The 18564-nt window shown below is 57.4% G+C and carries 7 protein-coding genes; 5 read left to right on the plus strand and 2 right to left on the minus strand.

Features of this window, described 5'->3' with window-relative positions; all coding sequences use genetic code 11:
* The 5 genes from AABZ39_12710 to AABZ39_12730 form a co-directional block, all read left to right on the plus strand.
* On the plus strand, positions 1-849 hold an 849-nt coding region (locus tag AABZ39_12710), incomplete at its 5' end, for a DUF6785 family protein (GenBank protein ID MEK6795633.1).
* Positions 850-1050: 201 nt separating this feature from the next.
* Positions 1051-4515: a heparinase II/III family protein gene (locus AABZ39_12715; GenBank protein ID MEK6795634.1), complete on the plus strand. Its 3465-nt coding sequence runs from the start codon at positions 1051-1053 to the stop codon at positions 4513-4515.
* A gap of 776 nt (positions 4516-5291) precedes the next feature.
* Positions 5292-8039 (plus strand): hypothetical protein, encoded by a 2748-nt coding sequence (locus AABZ39_12720; protein ID MEK6795635.1) that lies wholly within the window; start codon positions 5292-5294, stop codon positions 8037-8039.
* A complete protein-coding gene (locus AABZ39_12725; GenBank protein ID MEK6795636.1) occupies positions 8040-11426 on the plus strand; it encodes a heparinase II/III family protein in 3387 nt (1128 codons plus the stop codon).
* Positions 11427-11473: 47 nt separating this feature from the next.
* Positions 11474-14716, plus strand: coding sequence for a heparinase II/III family protein (locus AABZ39_12730; protein ID MEK6795637.1), 3243 nt, complete (start codon positions 11474-11476; stop codon positions 14714-14716).
* 3 nt (positions 14717-14719) lie between these two features.
* On the opposite strand, the gene AABZ39_12735 is transcribed toward AABZ39_12730, so the two are convergent.
* Together AABZ39_12735 and AABZ39_12740 are read right to left on the minus strand one after the other, a co-directional pair.
* Positions 14720-16858, minus strand: coding sequence for a transglycosylase domain-containing protein (locus AABZ39_12735; protein ID MEK6795638.1), 2139 nt, complete (start codon positions 16856-16858; stop codon positions 14720-14722).
* A 295-nt stretch (positions 16859-17153) separates the two neighbouring features.
* Positions 17154-18564, minus strand: a 1411-nt coding sequence (locus tag AABZ39_12740) for a hypothetical protein (protein ID MEK6795639.1), incomplete at its 5' end; no start/stop codon positions are given.

An 18564-nucleotide genomic window follows, 5' to 3' on the forward strand; every position in this document is an offset into this window, starting at 1 on the left:
TTCGGCTGCGGCGGTATGATCGGCTGGATGCTCTGGTTCGGTGTCGGCGTGTGGGCTCTCTTCTATGTCTTCATGGGCTTCATTATAACCGTGCTCATCATGCGATTCCTCGCCGAGACGGGTACGCCCTTCATCAAAGTGGAACCCGCCGCACGCATGGGCATGGACGTGCTCCCGATGTCATGGCTCTCCGCAGTGCCGGTATACTTTAACGCCTTTTTCGCCATATTCACGATGTACGGAACGCGCTCCTGTTTTCCCGCCTTCGCGCTCCAAGCACTCGCTCTCCCGAAAAACATGAGCGAAAAGGCACGCTCACGCCTCCTTATCGGGCTTATCGCGATAGCGCTCTCGGGAGTGGTCATCTGCGGGGCGGTACATCTTATCAGCGCGTACCGTTTTACGCCGTTCATGGGCGGAAGCGATTCGCTCACCTGGGGCAAAGGCGTGCTCGATAATGCGCAGCGCGACCTTATCAGCTTTGAGAAGGGCACGTACACGAAAAGCGTTACGCATAATCGCCCGCTCCATCTCGCAGCCGGCGCGGTGCTCACCGGCGTGCTCCAATGGCTCTGCGTCACGTTCCCTGCGTGGCCGCTTCACCCCATCGGCATCATACTCGCGCTCACCTTCTTCGGCAACATGAGCTGGCTCTCCATACTCATCGGCTGGGCGGTGAAAGGGCTTGTCGTACGATTCGGCGGCTCGCGTCTTCTGCGATCGGCAAAACCGTTCTTCCTGGGGCTTATCGCGGGCGAAGCGGTCATCATTATAGTCTGGGCTGCGGTAGCGGCTTCTCTTGCCTTCGCCGGGCTCCCCTATGAAAAGGTGCTGCTGCAGCCGTATTAGGTCTATGAAACCGCCGCGGAAAAGCATGGGTAGGGATACACTTGAAAACCGGACGCCAGAACTGCCTGCATTTATAGAGAACAAGGGCGCATGAGCCCTTGTTCTCTATTTTCGCGACAGTCCGTGTATGCGCCTTGACAATATCGGTTTCCTTTACTATACTAAATAAAACCATTTGGTTGCTTTTTTTGGAGTGATACCATGGCCCGATGCTCCGTCATCGCATTCGCAGTGCTCACCGCCTCGCTTTTCGCCTCGGATATGATGCTCGATCGCTTCGATTCACTTGATACAAAAACCGTGAACGCACGGAAGAACGCCGGTGTTTCGCTTGTCGCTGCCGCCGAACACGGGCAGGTGCTTCGCATTGCCGCGGACTTTTCCGAAACATCGTACACCTGGGCGAGGAAGATGATACCCGCCGGAACGATACGCGCCCCCTGGAATGCCATCTCGTTCTTCGCACGCGGGGCAGCAAATGCAACGCTTCAGATAACGCTCTGTCATATCGCGGGAACAGCTGAAGTGAAATATTCAGCGTCGTACACCGCAACAGAAGCATGGAAACGATACACCATCAGGCTCTCCGATTTCCGCGGGAAAGCACCGCTCACCGACGATGAAGCGGCAAAAATAACGATCATATTCTTCAATATCTCAAAGTCTTCGGGCGATACCGCCGTGCTTGAGGTCGATGACCTGTCGCTTACGGTCACAGCGCCGAAACCGGCAGCGGCAATGCCGTCGCAGGGCATACCCGTCATGCAGCCGTATACCGCGAAAAAACTGCCGCCGGTCATCGTCTACGATTCGTTCCTGCTCACGCGGGATGAAGTGAACCGCATGAAAAGCGCCATGCCTGCCGACGAGACGATACGCAAGTCGATAGAGACGCTCATTACCGCGGCACAGGCGCAGCAGAAGAACCCGCCCGTTATCCCCGACCGCGGAGCGCAGCATACCTATTGGTACATCTGTAAAAAAGACAGCAGCATGCTCACGACGGTATCGCCGACGAAACACCGCTGCCCGCTGTGCGGCGCGGAATACAGCGGCGAACCGTTCGATTCCGTACCGCTCATGGCAGTGCACAGCGGTCTTGCCGACAGGACGAAAAAAAGCGCGCTCGCGTTCCTCTTTACGGGTGAAAGCGCGTACGCAAAGGACGTGTTCGCCGTACTTTCGGGATATGCGGAAAAGTACGCATCGTTCGAACTGCATGATGTGAACGGAAAGCAAGGGCGGGCGGCGGCACGCGTGTTCCCGCAGACGCTCGATGAGTCGATGTGGATAATAGATCTCGCACAGTCATATGCCGCAATACGCGGAACGCTCGATGCTTCGCAGAAGGAAACCCTTCGCACAAAACTCTTCCGACCGGTGTACGAGGTGATAGTGAAGAACGATGCCGGTGTGGGAAACTGGCAGTCATGGCATAACGCGGCAATGCTCGCATGCGGACTTGCGCTCGAGGATACTGCCATCATCGATGAAGCAGTGAACGGGAAAAGCGGCTTTCTCGCGCAGATGCAGAGCAGCTTCGGCGACGACGGCATCTGGTACGAGGGGTCGTGGGGGTATCATTTCTATGCCCTGCAGGCGCTCATCGCCTTCTCCGAACTCGCCTATCGTGCCGGCATCGATCTCTATACGCATCCGCGTTTCAAGCCCCTCTTCACATCATCGATATATTCGGCGACCCCGTCATGGACGCTCCCGCAGTTCGGCGATGACAAGAAACCGATATCCATCTTCGGGAAACGCTCGTTCTACGAAGTGGCATATGCACGTTACCGCGACGATGTATTCGCTTGGGTGCTGTCGCGCTCAGGCCGCGGCGGCATAGCATCGCTTGCCACCGGTGTATTCGGCGTGAACGCTCCGATCGCCATGCCGGACCTTTCATCGGCGCTCTTCCCCGATGCAGGTATCGCCGCGCTTCGAACAGGGATGACCGCGGACGATCCGTATATCGGTTTCAAATTCGGACCGCACGGCGGCTTCCACGGACATTTCGATAAATTGAGCGTCGTGTCCCACGCCCTCGGGGAGATGCTCGCGCCCGATCCGGGCTGTCTTGAAAGCTACGGCGCACCGCTCCATACGGAATGGTATAAGACATCGTTCGCCCACAACACGCTCACCGTCGACGGACGTTCGCAGAACCCCTGCGCGGGAACGCGTGCATGGTTCTCTCGCTCACCGCATATACGCGCCGTCGCTGCAGCCGTACGCGATGCTTACGACGGTGTAACGCTCACACGCCGTGTCGTGCTCTTCGACCGCTATGCGCTCATCGTGGATTCTGCGGAAAGCACCGAGGAGCATCAGTACGACTGGGTATGGCATAATTATGGAACACCGACATTCGACCGCGCGCTCTCGCCGATCAAATCCGCAGGCGATAAGGACGGATATCAGCACGCGAAAAACTGCTCCGCTGTCACCGCCGATGACGCATGGCATGTACGCTTCAGCAAGGGCGAAAGGAATGTGCATATCGCCATGGACGGTGCGGCGGGGAACACGATGATCTCAGCGACCGGTTTCGGCGTGAACGTACGCGAACAGGTACCGCTTGTCATCGCGCGAAGGCAGGCACTCACGACGCATTATATATCGGCGATTGAGGCATATCGCGATACGAACGAATATGTGCGTGCGGTGCGCTCCGTCATCGGCGACGGCACCCGATTGCCCGCGGGCGCGCTCTATGCCGCATGCGCAACAGCCGACGGCGTTGACAGGATACTCATCGGCTCGGGCGAGCTTTCCATCGACGGCATATCATCCGACGGCGCGTGCACCGTGATATCATCGAATGATACGGCGATACGCATTATGCTCGTGAATGGAACGCATGCATCATACCGGGGCAATGCGTTCACCTTGAGCAGGAAAGCGACCGCGACCGTTGAGCGCATGAACGATGGCGGCATCTATATCGAATGCGGCGAGAACGCTGCCGCCGTCACGCTGAAGAACGCTGCTGGGAATATCTCCGCATATACGCTCGCCCCCGACCATACACGTTCGGGATCGGCATCGATACAGCGCACGGGCAACGATATCACGGCCGCTCTGACGCCCGGTGCACGCATAGAACTTGCTGTATCTTCCGTATATGCCGACACACTCGCCAGGGAACGGGCGACACGCCGCTCCGCACAGCGGCCCTCGCTCCCGATTGCGACCATTCCGTCTGACGCACGGCCGACACGCGGTATTTCCATAACGGTGGAAGCGGAGAACATGGCGGAACAGGGGAAAGGTGCAGCGGAAGCCTGCGATAAATTCGCCGCATCAGGCCAGGCGATACGGAAATGGAACGATGCGGGGCATTGGATAGCATGGGATGTAACGGTGCCGGAAAACGGCATCTATCATATGTCAGTGAAGTACTGCTCGGAAATGATGCCCGTACGTGATCTTACCATCGATAATGCGTATCCCCATGAAGCATGCAGGGAGATATCGTTCGATGCCACCGGCGGATGGAGCAGCACCGCGAACGACTGGCGTGAACCGGTATTAAGCGATGCGTCGGGCACGCCGGTGCCGATCTATCTCACGAAGGGTACGCATCGCATACGCATGGCGAACCTTTCCGGCGAGGGCGGTATGAATCTCGATCATATTCGGGTGTTTTCGCCTAATCCCCGTTGAAATTGATGCAGTGTCATTTCGCCCGAATTCACCGATATTCTATTTCCCGCGGCAACACACCTCACCCCCATCCCTTCTCCATCACCGGGTACAGCGATGGAGAAGGGGAGGGACCCATGCTGTCTGCACATATAATTAAACACGGAAAAAATGAAGATTCGGCCTGAACATGTATTGCATTAGGACACTATTCTCCTCCTGTAACATCCCCGTGAGAGAGGAGGAGCCCCGAGGAGGTGAGTGTTCTTCTTTGCGGCCTTAACGGCTTGGCATGTGACATTTCTTTCCAAAGCCTCCGGACGGTTATCCGGAGCTCTCAGACTGTCACGCGCAATGCCCGGGCGATCGGGCACATCGACGGGACGGATGCCCATACATACGGGGCGATGGTTCTCGCACCCGTCCGGTCGTCCGCACTCTTAACACGACTGCCCGAAGCCCCCGGGCGATCGTTTGCGCTCCCGAACGACCGCCTGCACCATCGGGGCGGCTCTCCGGACGATCGGGGAACCCACCCGCATTCCCGGGGCGTTCGTACGCAATGCCGAACGATTACCCGAACGATCTGGGCGACCGTCCTATGCTTCCGGGCAACATCCATCCAATGAACAACAAATAAAAACACCCCGCTATCCGGAATGCTCCTGTTAACCGGAGCATTCCGGACGGCGGGGTGCTTCGGGCGGTCCGAATGTCGCATTTTGACAATCTGGTGTCTCAAACATACAATGACATCATATCCCCCTTTGTCGTATACTGATCCCGGGAGTATCGGCATGAAATTAATCGTATTCATATGCATTCCATTGTGTGCCATCTTGTGCTTCGGACAGACGCCGTGGACAGGGACCGATGAGGCTCGTGCACTTCTCCGTGCAGGCGTTGACCGCCAATGGCCGCTGTTTGCCGGGAACGATCTCAAGAAAGGTACCGGCGCGCGGGAGACGATGACGCTCCTCCTTAATTCCGTCGCTGTTGACGCCCCCGATGAACGGATAATGAAGCTCATAGCCTGGCTCAAACGATTCCAGGAGCTGAACGAGAAAAGCAAGGGCCATATGAACATGTTCTGGTATTGGGGCGATACCGAGGTGAAGGACAGGAATGCGGTCGAATTCGTCATGCAGCAGGCGACTATCCTCTGGCTCTACTATCGAGACAAGCTCAGTCCGGAAACACGGAAGGAATTCGAATCGCTGCTCCGAACATCGCTTGTCGGGGTGCGCAAGCATGGCGTTCGGCTCTCGTACTCGAACATCATTCTTATGAAGATATGGAATCTTATCGCACTTGGCGAGATACTCAGCGATAAGGACGCGACGGAAGAGGGATACCGTACGCTCAATGAATGGCTTGCCTTCACGTATCAGAACGGCATCACCGAATATCTGAGCCCCACCTATTATGCGGTCGACATGGAAAATCTCGTACTCATACACAAATATGCCAAACGTGCCGACGCGCGCGATGCGGCGAAGGCTGCGCTCATCTATCTCTGGACGGACATTATGGCGAACTGGTATGTACCGAGCGGACGTATCGGCGGGGCGCACAGCCGCGATTACGACAGGCTCTACGGCCACGGCAGTCTTGATAAAATGGTCGCTGCATCAGGATTTCTCCCCGGCATAAGCCGAAAAACGGATGCGGAAATGCCTATGGACTTCGCCGTGCTCTGGCAGCCGCCGGATAGCATCGGCGCGTATGTCATATCACCGATCCCCCGTTTCATATATCAGCGCTGCGGCGACCGTCCAGATCAGCGGGCATCCCACTTCCTCGGGAAGGGTTTTTCCATCGCCAGCGCAGAATTCAATTACTGGGATATGGACAAGGCGCCGCTCGTGATCGATCTCGGCGCGGGTGAAAAAACGCCGCAGATCAATTTCTTCATGGACGGCCGAAGCGACCATTACGGCTTCCTGAAGACCATGGAAGGATCAGGCCATATGAAGGCGCTGCATCTGAAGCCCTTCGTCACGAGCGTTCAGCGCGACAACGAAGTGCTCATGCTCGCTTCAGCAGCGACGAACGCACCGGGCATGACCGGCGTGGAATCGATCGTATCGCTCCCTGCCGACGCCGAGTACTGGCTGAATGATACAAAGCTCGCCGTGCACAATACGTACACCGCATGGGAGATGAACCCGTCGGCGGATGATGCAACGACATTCGTAACGACGAAAATGGAGGATGGGAGACCCGTGCTCTCCGTCATCGACAGGAATGACAGGCAGGGCGTGGGCGTATCGCGCATGGTGAGCGTTGCCCCGGGGCACTATTACCGCGAGTCGATTCGCGCAAAGGGCGGTGAGATATCGCTCTATATGAACTGGTACGACAGGAACAAACGGCGCATCGAGCCCGAGCGGATCAAGCCGGTCACCGGCGGCAGAGCATCGTTCGAGACGCACGACTTAATCGAGAAGGCCCCGGCGGACGCAGTATCGTGCCTCGTATGGATATATTCACGCGCATCGGGACTCACCGATATTCTCATCGATGATATATCGTTCATGGATCTCGGCACCGCGGAGAACGGCACGGGAACGGTAAATCTCACGCCGTTCGATTTTACTGTCAGCATTTCGGATGCGATACCGATACCGACCGGCGCGACGCTCATCATTCGACGGGGAGATGCCGCCGCCATGCTCCGCCCGATATACGCGAGCACCCCGGATGGTCCTGCCGTGTTCACGCTCTATAATGACGGGCTTCGATACGGCGCGCTTCGACTGACGGCACAGCATGATATGCATAACACCGGCAAACGTGTCGCCGCCGCGTTCTGGGCCGCTGCAGCAGATGGACTTTCCGATGACGGGCGTTTTGCAGAGTTCAGGAAGAACGCGATCGCGGGCACTGCTTCTGCAGAACGTACGGGGAGCGAGCTTTCTCTGCGTGCAGGCGCGCAAGGAGCGTTCTCCCTCACCGCCGATATCGAGAAGGGAACGGTCATTCGCCGCGAAGGCATGCGCGCCGAACCGGAGCATCTCCTTTCGATCAACGGCATCGATGTCGGACGTGCGATACTCGGCGAAATACCCGCAGTGAAAAAAGCATTCACTCCGCGGGTCGAGCACATCACCAATGGTACATTCGCCGACGAGAATGGTGACGGCATGCCGGAAGGCTGGATATTCCACTTCGCGCCGAACAGGACGACAACGTTCGCCGATATGGTCCTGACAGATAAAGCGCTACGCCTCACCGACAAGGATGCGAATGCCGGCGTCGGCGTCATGCAGACAGTACCGGTCACCGCCGGGGCTCGATACTCATTCTCCGCGTCGGTCAAGGGCGGCCCCATCGCGATATACATCAATTGGCTCAATGACAAGAAGGAATTGATCAAACCCGAGCACAATGCAGTGCAAAAGAAGCCATCGAGCGGCTACGAAAAATTATCGATCACTGAGACCGCGGCAGCGGATGCCCGCTATGCACAGCTGTGGCTCTATTCCGCGAAAGGGTTCATCGGTGAAAGTCTTATCCGCAATGCATCGTTCACGGAGGAATAGATGAAGGCATGTTCTATCCGGACCGCACTCGTTCGCATCATTACCGTATCGTTCTCTTTTACCGCGGCGCTCGATGACGCCTCGCTTGCCACGTTCGGCTTCGAGGCGGCGAACTGGAGCGGCATAGAGCTTTCCTCGGTCCAGAAGAAGCAGGGAAAAACGTCCGGGCTCTGGAAGGAGCATGAGAAGAACAAGTCCATCGGCACGGAAAAATTCGTCCATGACTGGAGCGGTTTCAGCGAGATGCGTCTGTGGATTTACTCCGAGAAGAACACCGGCGAGACGATGATCATCATACTCAACTCGCGTACCGACCCGAAGGTATTCTCCTATTTCAGCGCACAGATCGTCGTCAACTGGCAGGGATGGAAAGAGGTGAAGCTCCCGTTCAGGAAATTCGGCGTAAGCCGTGATCCGGCAGGCTGGCAGCAGATCGATTCGATATCAATAACGGTGGACGGCTGGGGACTGAAGCCGCATCCGGAGTCGACACTGTATATGGATGACATGCGTCTTATCCCCGGGGAGGCGCCCGATATGAAAGCGGAGAAGAAAAGCACACCGATGCCCGACATGAAGCGCGTGAAGGAAATAGCGGCAATGCTTCCCGAGAAGCCCGAGGCCGTGCTCGTACCGCCGATACGCGACCGCGCATCATGGCAGAGCATCGACGCCGAACAGGCGAAGAAATTCGTCGACTCGGGGGAGCGGCAGCTCAAGAACGGCTTACCGCCCTGGAACGACGATGACTATCTTGCGTATTCAAAGCAGGGCAAACGCATTGGTGATTCCATGACGGGACGGCGCGCAGGACATCTCCGCGACCTCCTCATTGCCGAATGCATAGAAGATAAGGGACGATTCATCAGCACCATCGAAGCGGCCGTCGAGGGGCTTGCGTCCGATCCGTCGTGGACATTGGCCGCGCATGACGGCAAACTCAATAACTATTACGGCAAGCGGTTCGAGGTCGATCTCAATGCGGCAGCACGCGCGCTCCTCTTCACCGGCGTATACCGCATGCTCGGTGAAAGATTATCGCCGAAAACACGCGAGACGATCGTAAGCGAACTTCATCGCCGCGTACTCGATCAGTACCGAACGCGGCTTGTGAGCGGCACCGATCGCGACGGGTTCTGGTGGATGGTCGGCAACAATAACTGGAACGCGGTATGCCATGCAGGCGTCGTGCTCTCCGCGCTCGCTGTCGTTGAAAGCGCCGAGGAGCGGGCGCTCTTCATACACGGCGCAGAGATCGGACTTCCCTTCTTCCTGAACGGCATGACCGATGACGGCTACTGCACCGAGGGCATCGGCTATTGGGGCTACGGTTTCGGCAATTATGTGCTCTTGAGCGCGGGCATACACATCGCCACGAAAGGGAAGGTCGATTGGTTCAACAACGCGAAGGTCGCCGCTATCGGGCGTTTCGGGAAACGGATGGAACTTGCCGGCGAACTGTATCCGGCATATGCGGACTGCGGACCGAACGCGAAACCGTCGGGATGGATAATGTATCTCATGGACCGCCTGTATGAGCCGGGCGCCATGAGCGCATGGCAGACCAGGGGCACACCGTATGCCGTCGGCGACCCGCAGTCGATAGCGCTGACATTCATGCCGCGGTCGATGTATTATACCGCAAAGCCGTATCCGCAATTCGTTCCGAAAGCAGGCGAAAGCATCCGCGATTTCTTCGAGGAGGCGGGTATTCTCAATTGCCGTCCGATGGATGAAACATCACCCGACGCTATCGCCGTGTCGTTCAAGGGCGGGCATAACGCGGAAGAACATAATCACAACGATCTCGGATCGTTCGTCATTGCCGCTGCCGGTGCAAAGATGCCGCTCATCGTCGATCCGGGCAATGAGGTGTATACCGCGCGCACGTTCAGCTCGCGCCGCTATGAGAGCAGGGCATTGAGTTCGTTCGGCCACAGCGTCCCCGTCATCGACGGGAAATTCCAGCGTCCCGGGCGCGATGCGGAGGCGAAGATCGTGGAGACGGCATTCACGGATGCATCCGACCGTTTCATCATCGACATTACGAGCGCGTATGACGAGGTGGAAGGCGTCACCGGCCTCAAACGCACCTTCGTGTTCCACCGCTCACCCGCGGTATCAGCATCGGTAAGCGATACGTTCACCGCAGAGCGGGCGATGAGTTTCGGCACCGCCGTGCTTACCTACGACAAGTGGATGAAGACGGCGCCGGATACGATACTCATCTACAGCGGAAAACAGGCGCTTGAAGTGAAAGTGAATGCCGGGAGCGAGAAGTTCACCTTCCGGGAATCCATCATCGATGAGGACATGGGGTATAAGCTGTCAAAACCTGTACGCATCGGCATCGATCTGGAACAGCCGGTAAAAAGCGCCGTGGTTACGTTGCGCATTCGACGCGTGAACCCTTCGGACTATGCGCTGCCCGGGAAGATCGATAATGAAGCGCGTGCGGATAATCTCGGCGTATTCACGCCCGAAAGATCGAAGGCCGTGACCGTTCAGGCGGAGGACATCGCTTCCGAATCCGGCGGCACGGTCGCCGTCGGACAGAAAGTGGGCGATTCGGGCGCATCGATAAAGCTCTGGGATGCACCGGGGCATACGCTTTCCTGGAAATTCATCGCACCGGAAGCGGGTGAATACGGCATAGCGCTCCGCTACTGCGCCGCCGATCCGACCGTGCGTACCGTATCCATCGACGGAAAACCGATCGGCCCTGAGACGAACGCATTCCAATTTTTCGAAACCGGCGGCTGGAGCTCGGATACTGACAACTGGAAGAACGTCTGGCTCGCGGCGAAAATGTCCGGACTGAGGGTGAAACTTGCCGCGGGTGAGCACACCATTACCATGGTTAGCGGCGGCGGCGGGCTTAATCTCGACTGGATACGCATCGTCCCTGCGACAGGGAAGGATATACTCAATGCCAATCCGAATTTCGATGACGCGGACAATGACGGGACGCCGGACGGGTGGCTATTGAGTCCTGCACCGAACGGTACGGCGACGAAGACCGCACGCGTTCAGATGGACGGGAAAGCGGCGATGCATATCGTCGATAATGATACAAAGAACGGCGTGGGACTTCAGCAGCTCATCCCGGTAAAGCCAGGACGCTGGTACCGCGAGCGTGCGGTGCTCAAGGGTTCACCGATAGCGCTCTACTTCGTCTGGTACGATGCGGATAAAAAGCAGATCGGCAAGGAAGTAACAAAACGCATCGAGCCGGGTAGCGGCTTCACCCCCGCGGAACATAGCGCAGAGGCGCCGGCTGGTGCGGTGACGTGCAAAGCATGGATATACTCATGGAGCTCGAATACCGGCGAGACCTTCATCGAGTCGTTCGAGTTCGAGGACGTCGGCGCCGCGGCGCCGAAATGATGGTACGGCATCGTCGATCTGCCATGGCAATAAAAATGGAGGGAACAATGCGCTGTCTATTCATCATTCTCTGCGCAGGCATGCTCGCTGCGGAGGGCCTGGTAAAGAACCCGATGTTCGCTGATGCGGACGGCAACGGCACCCCCGACGAATGGGGGTACGGTCCGGGGCCCGACGGCACTTCAACGAAAGTCGAGGTCGTCACCGTCGAGGGCACTCGCGCGCTGAAATTCATCGACGATAATCCCAAGCTCGGTCTCGGCATATCGCAATTCGTTCCTGTTGCCGCAGGGAAGACCTATCGCGAACGGGCGCTTATCGCGGGAGGGCGTATCGCGCTTTACATGAACTGGCATGACAAAGACAAGAAGAAGATCAATCCCGAAGTGATGAAGTGGTTCGACGGGGGCCGGGGATTGACCTCCTGCGAATGGGATGTAAAGGCTCCCGCGAACGCTGCTTTCTGTCAGGTGTGGGCATATACAACGAGCACGTACAAAGGCGAGGTTATCATCGCATCGCTCTCGCTCGAAGAAGCGACAGCCCCGGCAGGGTTCGGCGCGGATACACTCGCTGCATTCGGTTTCGAAAGCGATGCCTGGAGCGGCGCCGAACGCTCGGAAAAGAACGTGAAGGAAGGAAAATACTCGGCGCGCTGGGCAAATCTCCCGAAGAACGGCGCCGTCACGACCGATAAGATACCGCATGACTGGACAGGGTACAATGCGCTCTCGGTGTGGGTATATTCAGAAAAGAACACCCGCCAGGAAGTGATAGTGATACTCGATTCAAAGTCTGACCCGGCGAAGTTCTCGTATCTTGCGGAAAAATTCACCGTTGACTGGACGGGGTGGAAAGAAGTGACGATACCCTTCGCGGTCATGGACAAGACGCGCGAGCCCGCGGGCTTCGGCAAGATCGACAAGATAACCTTCAATGCGAATGGATGGGGCATTACGGCGCATCCGGATACCGTACTCTATCTCGACGCGATAACGCTCAAGAAAGGCGAGATCGGCCCGACGGGCAAAGAGAGAAAAGTTGCGATACCGCCGCCGGCGCGCCAAACGCTCGAGTCGCTCGTAGCAAAGAAACATCCGCGCATACTCATTACCGACGCAGACATAGCGCGTATAAAGAACGACATCCGTGCGAACGCCGCCGCGAAGAAGGCATACGATATGCTGAAGTCGCGCGCGGAAAAAACGCTCACTGAGCCTCCGTCGAAATACGAAATACCCGACGGACTTCGTCTCCTTACGACAAGCCGCCGCGTGCTCGGGCGCACCTACGCGCTCGGCATGATGTATCTTCTTGACGGCGATGAGCGGTATAAGACACGGCTTTTTACCGAGCTCGATGCAGCTGCGAAATTCAAGGATTGGAACCCGCGCCATTATCTCGATACCGCCGAGCTCATGCATGCCTTCGGCATCGCGTATGACTGGCTCTATAATTCATGGACCGATAATGAGCGGAATATCATACGTACCGCGCTCGTGAACCTCGGGCTTACCAATTCGGCGGCGGCGTACCGCGGGAAAGGACCGAGCCACTGGTGGGTGAACGGCGATAATAACTGGAACTTCGTCTGCAACGGCGGCACCGTTGTCGGCGCGCTCGCTGTTTTCGATGAAGAGACCGATCTCGCCGTGGATCTCATCACGAACGCGTTCGCATCGTTCCAGCCGGTGATGGAGGAATTCGAACCCGACGGCGCGTGGTATGAAGGGCCGGGCTACTGGCATTATTCGATCAAGTATCTCGTGCCGCTCATCGGGAGCATTGAATCCGCATGCGGTACGAATTTCGGGATACTCGATGCCTTCGCGGGCTTCTGCAAGTCCGGCGATTTCCCCGTGTACACGACCGGACCGAGCGGCTACTCGTTCAACTTCGCCGATGCGGGTTCCGGCAAGACCGGATCGCTCCCCGAGCTTTTCTGGTTCGCGAAGAAATTCAGGAATCCGCTCTATCACGCCTTTGAGAGAACACGCATCACAGGCGCTGCCGAAGAGCTCATGTATTTCGACGCATCGCTTGAAACGGTACCGCCGTCCGCTGCAGCGCTGGACAAACATTTCAGGAAGACCGAAGTGGCGGTGCTCTGCAGTTCGTGGGCCGACTCGAACGCGATCTACCTCGGGCTTAAGGCGGGAGAGAACGGCACACCGCACTTTCACTACGATCTCGGGAGCTTCGTGCTCGACAGCGGCGGACAGCGCTTCATCGATGACCTCGGGAGCGAATGGATGACCTATATTGCATACTCGCATTCGTACAAGCATCATGAATTCTACCGCATACGTCCCGAGGGGCATAATACCATCGTGATAAACCCTTCCGATGAGCCCGGCCAGTACAAAAAAGCGGTGTCAGTGATAAGCGGCTTTGAATCGATACCCGCATCCGCGCAGGCATCCGTCGATCTCAGCGATGCGTACCGCCCGAAGGCAAAGAAGATCGTTCGCACCGCAGCGCTCGTGGAGAACCGCACTGCAGCAGAAATAACCGATGTCATTGAAACAGAAGAGCCGTCGACGATATGGTGGTTCGCGCATACCCGTGCCGCAGTAACGATCGAGGACGGTGGAAAAAAAGCGCTCTTGACGCTTCCGAATGCTGCGCTCCGTGCAGAAATACGTTCTCCTGCGGACGCGCGGTTCTCCGTCATGAACGCCGCGCCGCTCCCGTCATCTCCCGATCCGACGGGTCAGAACAAGAATACCGGCATGAGGAAGCTCGCTCTGGCGCTGTCGAACGCGACCGCGGCAACGGTGATCGTCCGTTTCACGCCGGAGAAAGGGGAGCCGGATATCGTCTACGGTATCGGCGAGAATTTCAAGCCGGTGATGGCAAGTGCCGTCATGATCGAGGCGGAGGCTTTTTCTGCGCAGAAGAACGGCACGGTGAGCATCGTGGACAAGATCGCGAACTCGGGCAGATCGTTCAATATGTGGAATGATGACGGCCATGCGCTTTCCTGGACGTTCAGTGTCCCCGCGGACGGCCGCTACGGCATTCTGGTACGCTACGCCTGCGGTGAGGACGGCGGTATACGCCGCGCTGTCCTCATTGACGATGCAAAAGTGAAGGGCGACGATAATTATCTCTTCCCCCCGACCGGGGGCTGGAGCTCGTCACGGGACGATTGGAAGGAAGCGTTTTTTGCGGGAAAAACCGGCGGGGTGAGCATTCCGCTCAAAAAGGGTGAACACACGCTCACGCTTGTGAACGTCAGCGGCGGCGGGATGAACCTCGATTGGATAAAGATAGTCCCGCTCAAGTAGCGGTCATTTCCTTACGACGGTTATCACGACCGAATCTGCACCGTTCTTCCCGCGCGCCTCGATACGTATATCGCCGGGAGTTAACCGCCAGTACACGGTCTTTCCTTCCGCATACCGTCGGCCGTTGATATACCAAGCCACACCGTCCGTATCGCCGGAAACGGAAAGCTCTATCTCCTGCATACGCGCCTGCATCGATGCATCGATGTTGAAAACATCCTTATCCGCCGGCCGCACGATATGAAGGCCGGACGACGGCGCAAGATCGGCATTCCTTCCGGTATCGCCAAGCCATGTCGCATATTCCGGCGGAAGCATTGTCTTGCCGTTCGTATGCCACGTGCACATACCGGGCACCGTGTCCGCAAGACAATATTCGATCATACTTTCGCGGCATTGCATATGCGCACGCATGCCCGAGAGCGTGCATATGCGCACCGGCGTAACACCGCTCGGCACGGTCAGATCGGCCTGTCCGATATCGATGCCGGCATTATAGAGCCCGGCGATGATGTCACGGAAGATGAGGCCTGCACCCTGCGCCGCGGGAAGCGCATCCATGGACCGCCCGCTGAAATTCCCCGCCCATACGCCGATGGTGTAATTGCGCGTATAGCCTGCCACCGTATTATCACGGTAGTCCTTCGATGTGCCGGTCTTTACCGCTACCGGGAAGGGCATATTGAGCGCCGAGTGTATGCCGAAGCCCGCCGTTTTGTATTTGAACTCCGCAAGTATGTGCGTAATGAGAAATGCCGTTTGCCGCGAGAACACGCGCACCGGCACGCGTTCCCGCACCTGCACCGTATCGATACCCGTGCGAACACGGCGCAGCATCGATGCATCGCGGTATTCGCCGCTGTTGGCGAACACGGCGTACGCGCGCGCAAGCTCAAAGAGCGATATGTCTGCATTGCCGAGCGCGAGCCCGAGCCCGTAATGCTGCGGCGGCCGATCGATGGAATCGAAATGCAGATGTTTGAGTTCCTCATACACGGTACGAAGCCCTGTCGTATTGAGAAGCCACACCGCGGGTACATTGTAGGAGCTCCCGAGCGCGACAGCAGCGCGTACAGGGCCGTGATAGCGCTCATCGTAATTGCGCGGGAGATATTTCCCTATCGTGGAGGGAAAGCTCCGCTCGGTATCCGGGAGTACGGTCGCCGGCGTTGCAATGCGGTATTCGAACGCTGCCGCATACACGAACGGCTTCATCGACGAACCGGGCTGGCGTTTGATGAACACGCCGTTGATCTCGCCCTCCGGTGCGTCAAAATCCGGCGATCCGACCATGGCGCGCACTTCGAGCGTGCGGTTGTCGATGATGATGACGCTTGCATGCGCAATGCGGTGTTTCTTCGCCAGATGCGACACACGGTCGCGGACGGCATCCTCAGCGATGGACTGTATCTTCCGGTCAAGCGTCGTATAGACCGCAGACACCGTAATGCCGGCAAGCGATCGTGCAGCTGCGTACGATGAGATCGAAAAATGCTCGGCGCTGAAAAGGCGCTCCGGTGGACGGCGTATCACGGAGGCTGCCAGTGCGTTCGACAGGACATCAGCGGACACGGCGCTCGTTGCAGCATACCGCGTAAGGATGGCTTTTGCTTTTCTCTCGGCAGCGAGGGGATGACGCCAGGGATCGGCGATACCCGGTTCGCGAATGACCGCGGCAAGCACGGCGAACTCAAAGAGCGAGCAGTTCACAAGCTCTTTCCTGAAATACACACGTGCCGCACGGCCTATGCCCGACACGTTGTTGCCCATGCGCACGCTGTTGCAGTACGCGGTAAGTATATCGTCCTTTTTCGTATGCGCCGTTATCCGCACGGCCATGATCGTCTCGAACGCTTTCGTCGCGATATTGTTGCGGCGTATACCGAGACGGCGCTTGGCATACTGCATCGGTATGGTCGATCCGCCCTGCACGACGGAGAGGGCGCGTACATTCGCGGCGAATGCTCGCGCCATGCCGCGCATATCGACGCCCCAATGCGAATAGAACGAGCGGTCCTCGGTGAAGAGAAGGAGTTTTACGAATTCATCCGGTATCGCTCTTCGTGCAAGCGGCGTGGATAGCCCGGTCATCCCCGGCGTGAATTCGGTGAACGGGACATCGTCCTTATCGTACAGCACCACGGCGCTGTCGGCGAGGGCGAGATAACCCTGCGGGAGCGGGAGTAAAATGAAGATCAGCAGTATAAGATGGGTTGTCGAGATAGTAGCAACCCCTATCCCCCCAACCCCCTTCCCCCTTTTTAAAGGGGAAGGGGGGGCGCTTTTTCTAATTTCTTCACTCCCCTTCTTTGACGTACGCCTCTGACGCAGCAGGTGGCAAAGCCGCCACGGGTGGAAAGGAGCAGGGCGTGCGCCAAGGATGGCGCAGAGCTGCGCGAGACTGGAGGGCGACTCGCGCACGGGATAGGGGTGAACTCTATTTCCCATCGACCACCGTGACATCGGCCTGTCTGAGATAAGCGAATACGCTCGGATTGTACATCTCCTCCACTTTCAAGTGCGGCACCGAGAATGTACCGATGACCGTCGCGCGGACCACATAGGTGAGCCGATGCGAGCCCTGCCTGAGATACTCCGCCGAGAAGAACACGCGGTCGCGGTATTTCTCCTTATGGAAGAACGAACCCCACCACGCATCCGAACCCTCTTGCACCTTCTTCTCATTCCCCTCGGTGGCGAAATCGAGATTGACCGCCTCGAACCCTGCCGGGAGCATATCGTCAAGTACGGCGAATGTGCGCCCTTCCGGTGTGTGCACGGTTATTTCAACGACATAGCGCTTCCCGCGGACAAAGTTATTCTTCACTTCCTTGCCCGTGTCGTAGTCGGTGATGCGTTTGGAGAGAGAGAAGCCTGCCTCGCGGCGCGGGGGGTATTGCTTGAGGTAGTACTGATAGCGCGCATTATAGTAGAGCGTTCCTGTGCCGGTCTTTTCGACAGCGAGTGAAAGCGATGCGGGGGGCGCCGCCTCGATGCGCTCGCTCTTCGTGACCGCCTTTGCCGTGCGCGATGCGAACTGTGCTTTTATGAGCTCTCTGCCTGCGAATGACACGTTCGCGGAGAACGAGGGGTCATCCTTCTCCCGTTTATTGAGATAGGTGGAAAATGCCCAGAACACCATGGCGTTCTCATGCGTCGTCTGCCAATGGTCGACCTTGCGCATGGAAATGAGCCAGCGTATCACTTTGTGATCGTCCGGGAACGGTACGTTCGCATCAAGGAGTGCCTGGAACGCTACCGACGTGACGATGACATCCGAGTAGTAGAACCACCCCCAGTTACAGTAGCCGTTGAAATGCGCCATGGTGCCATCCAGGCGCATGCGCGAGAAGAAATTCTGCGCAATGTGATCGACGACATGGCGTTTGCCGGCGTTCGGGAAAAGTGATGCCGCCTTAAGAAGATACGCCTGTGCGCTCACGTTATCGGCAGTGCCGCCCTTGAGCCGGACAAATGCCTCTTCAAGTGCTGTGCCGTTGTAATGCCCGTTCATCGCCGCCACATAGAGCGCGAATGCACGCACAAGCCATCGGTGATATTCCTCGCCGCTCGACTGCCAGAACCATCCTTTCTCATAACTGCCGCCGCCGTCCGCGTACTCCTTTACCCGCGCGAACGCTTTATCGAACAGTGCGTTATCGACAGCGTATCCCTTCTGTTTTGCAAGCGTCATTACGAATGTCGCATACACGGTCAGATACGGGTGCGGGTCGTCTGAGGATGTGGGATAGTACTTGAACCCGTAGGAATTCACATACTTCGGGAATTCCGCGAGCACCGTCGAGACGATGTTCGTGATGTCGGCGCGTGTTTTACTGCGGCGCATC

Source organism: Spirochaetota bacterium (assembly GCA_038043445.1).
Lineage (GTDB): Bacteria > Spirochaetota > Brachyspiria > Brachyspirales > JACRPF01 > JBBTBY01.

Bases quoted from the DNA above. Each gene is read 5' to 3' on its own strand.
- AABZ39_12720 (MEK6795635.1), top strand. From the start codon at position 5,292: ATGAAATTAATCGTATTCATATGCATTCCATTGTGTGCCATCTTGTGC.
- AABZ39_12730 (MEK6795637.1), top strand. From the start codon at position 11,474: ATGCGCTGTCTATTCATCATTCTCTGCGCAGGCATGCTCGCTGCGGAG.
- AABZ39_12715 (MEK6795634.1), top strand. From the start codon at position 1,051: ATGGCCCGATGCTCCGTCATCGCATTCGCAGTGCTCACCGCCTCGCTT.
- AABZ39_12725 (MEK6795636.1), top strand. From the start codon at position 8,040: ATGAAGGCATGTTCTATCCGGACCGCACTCGTTCGCATCATTACCGTA.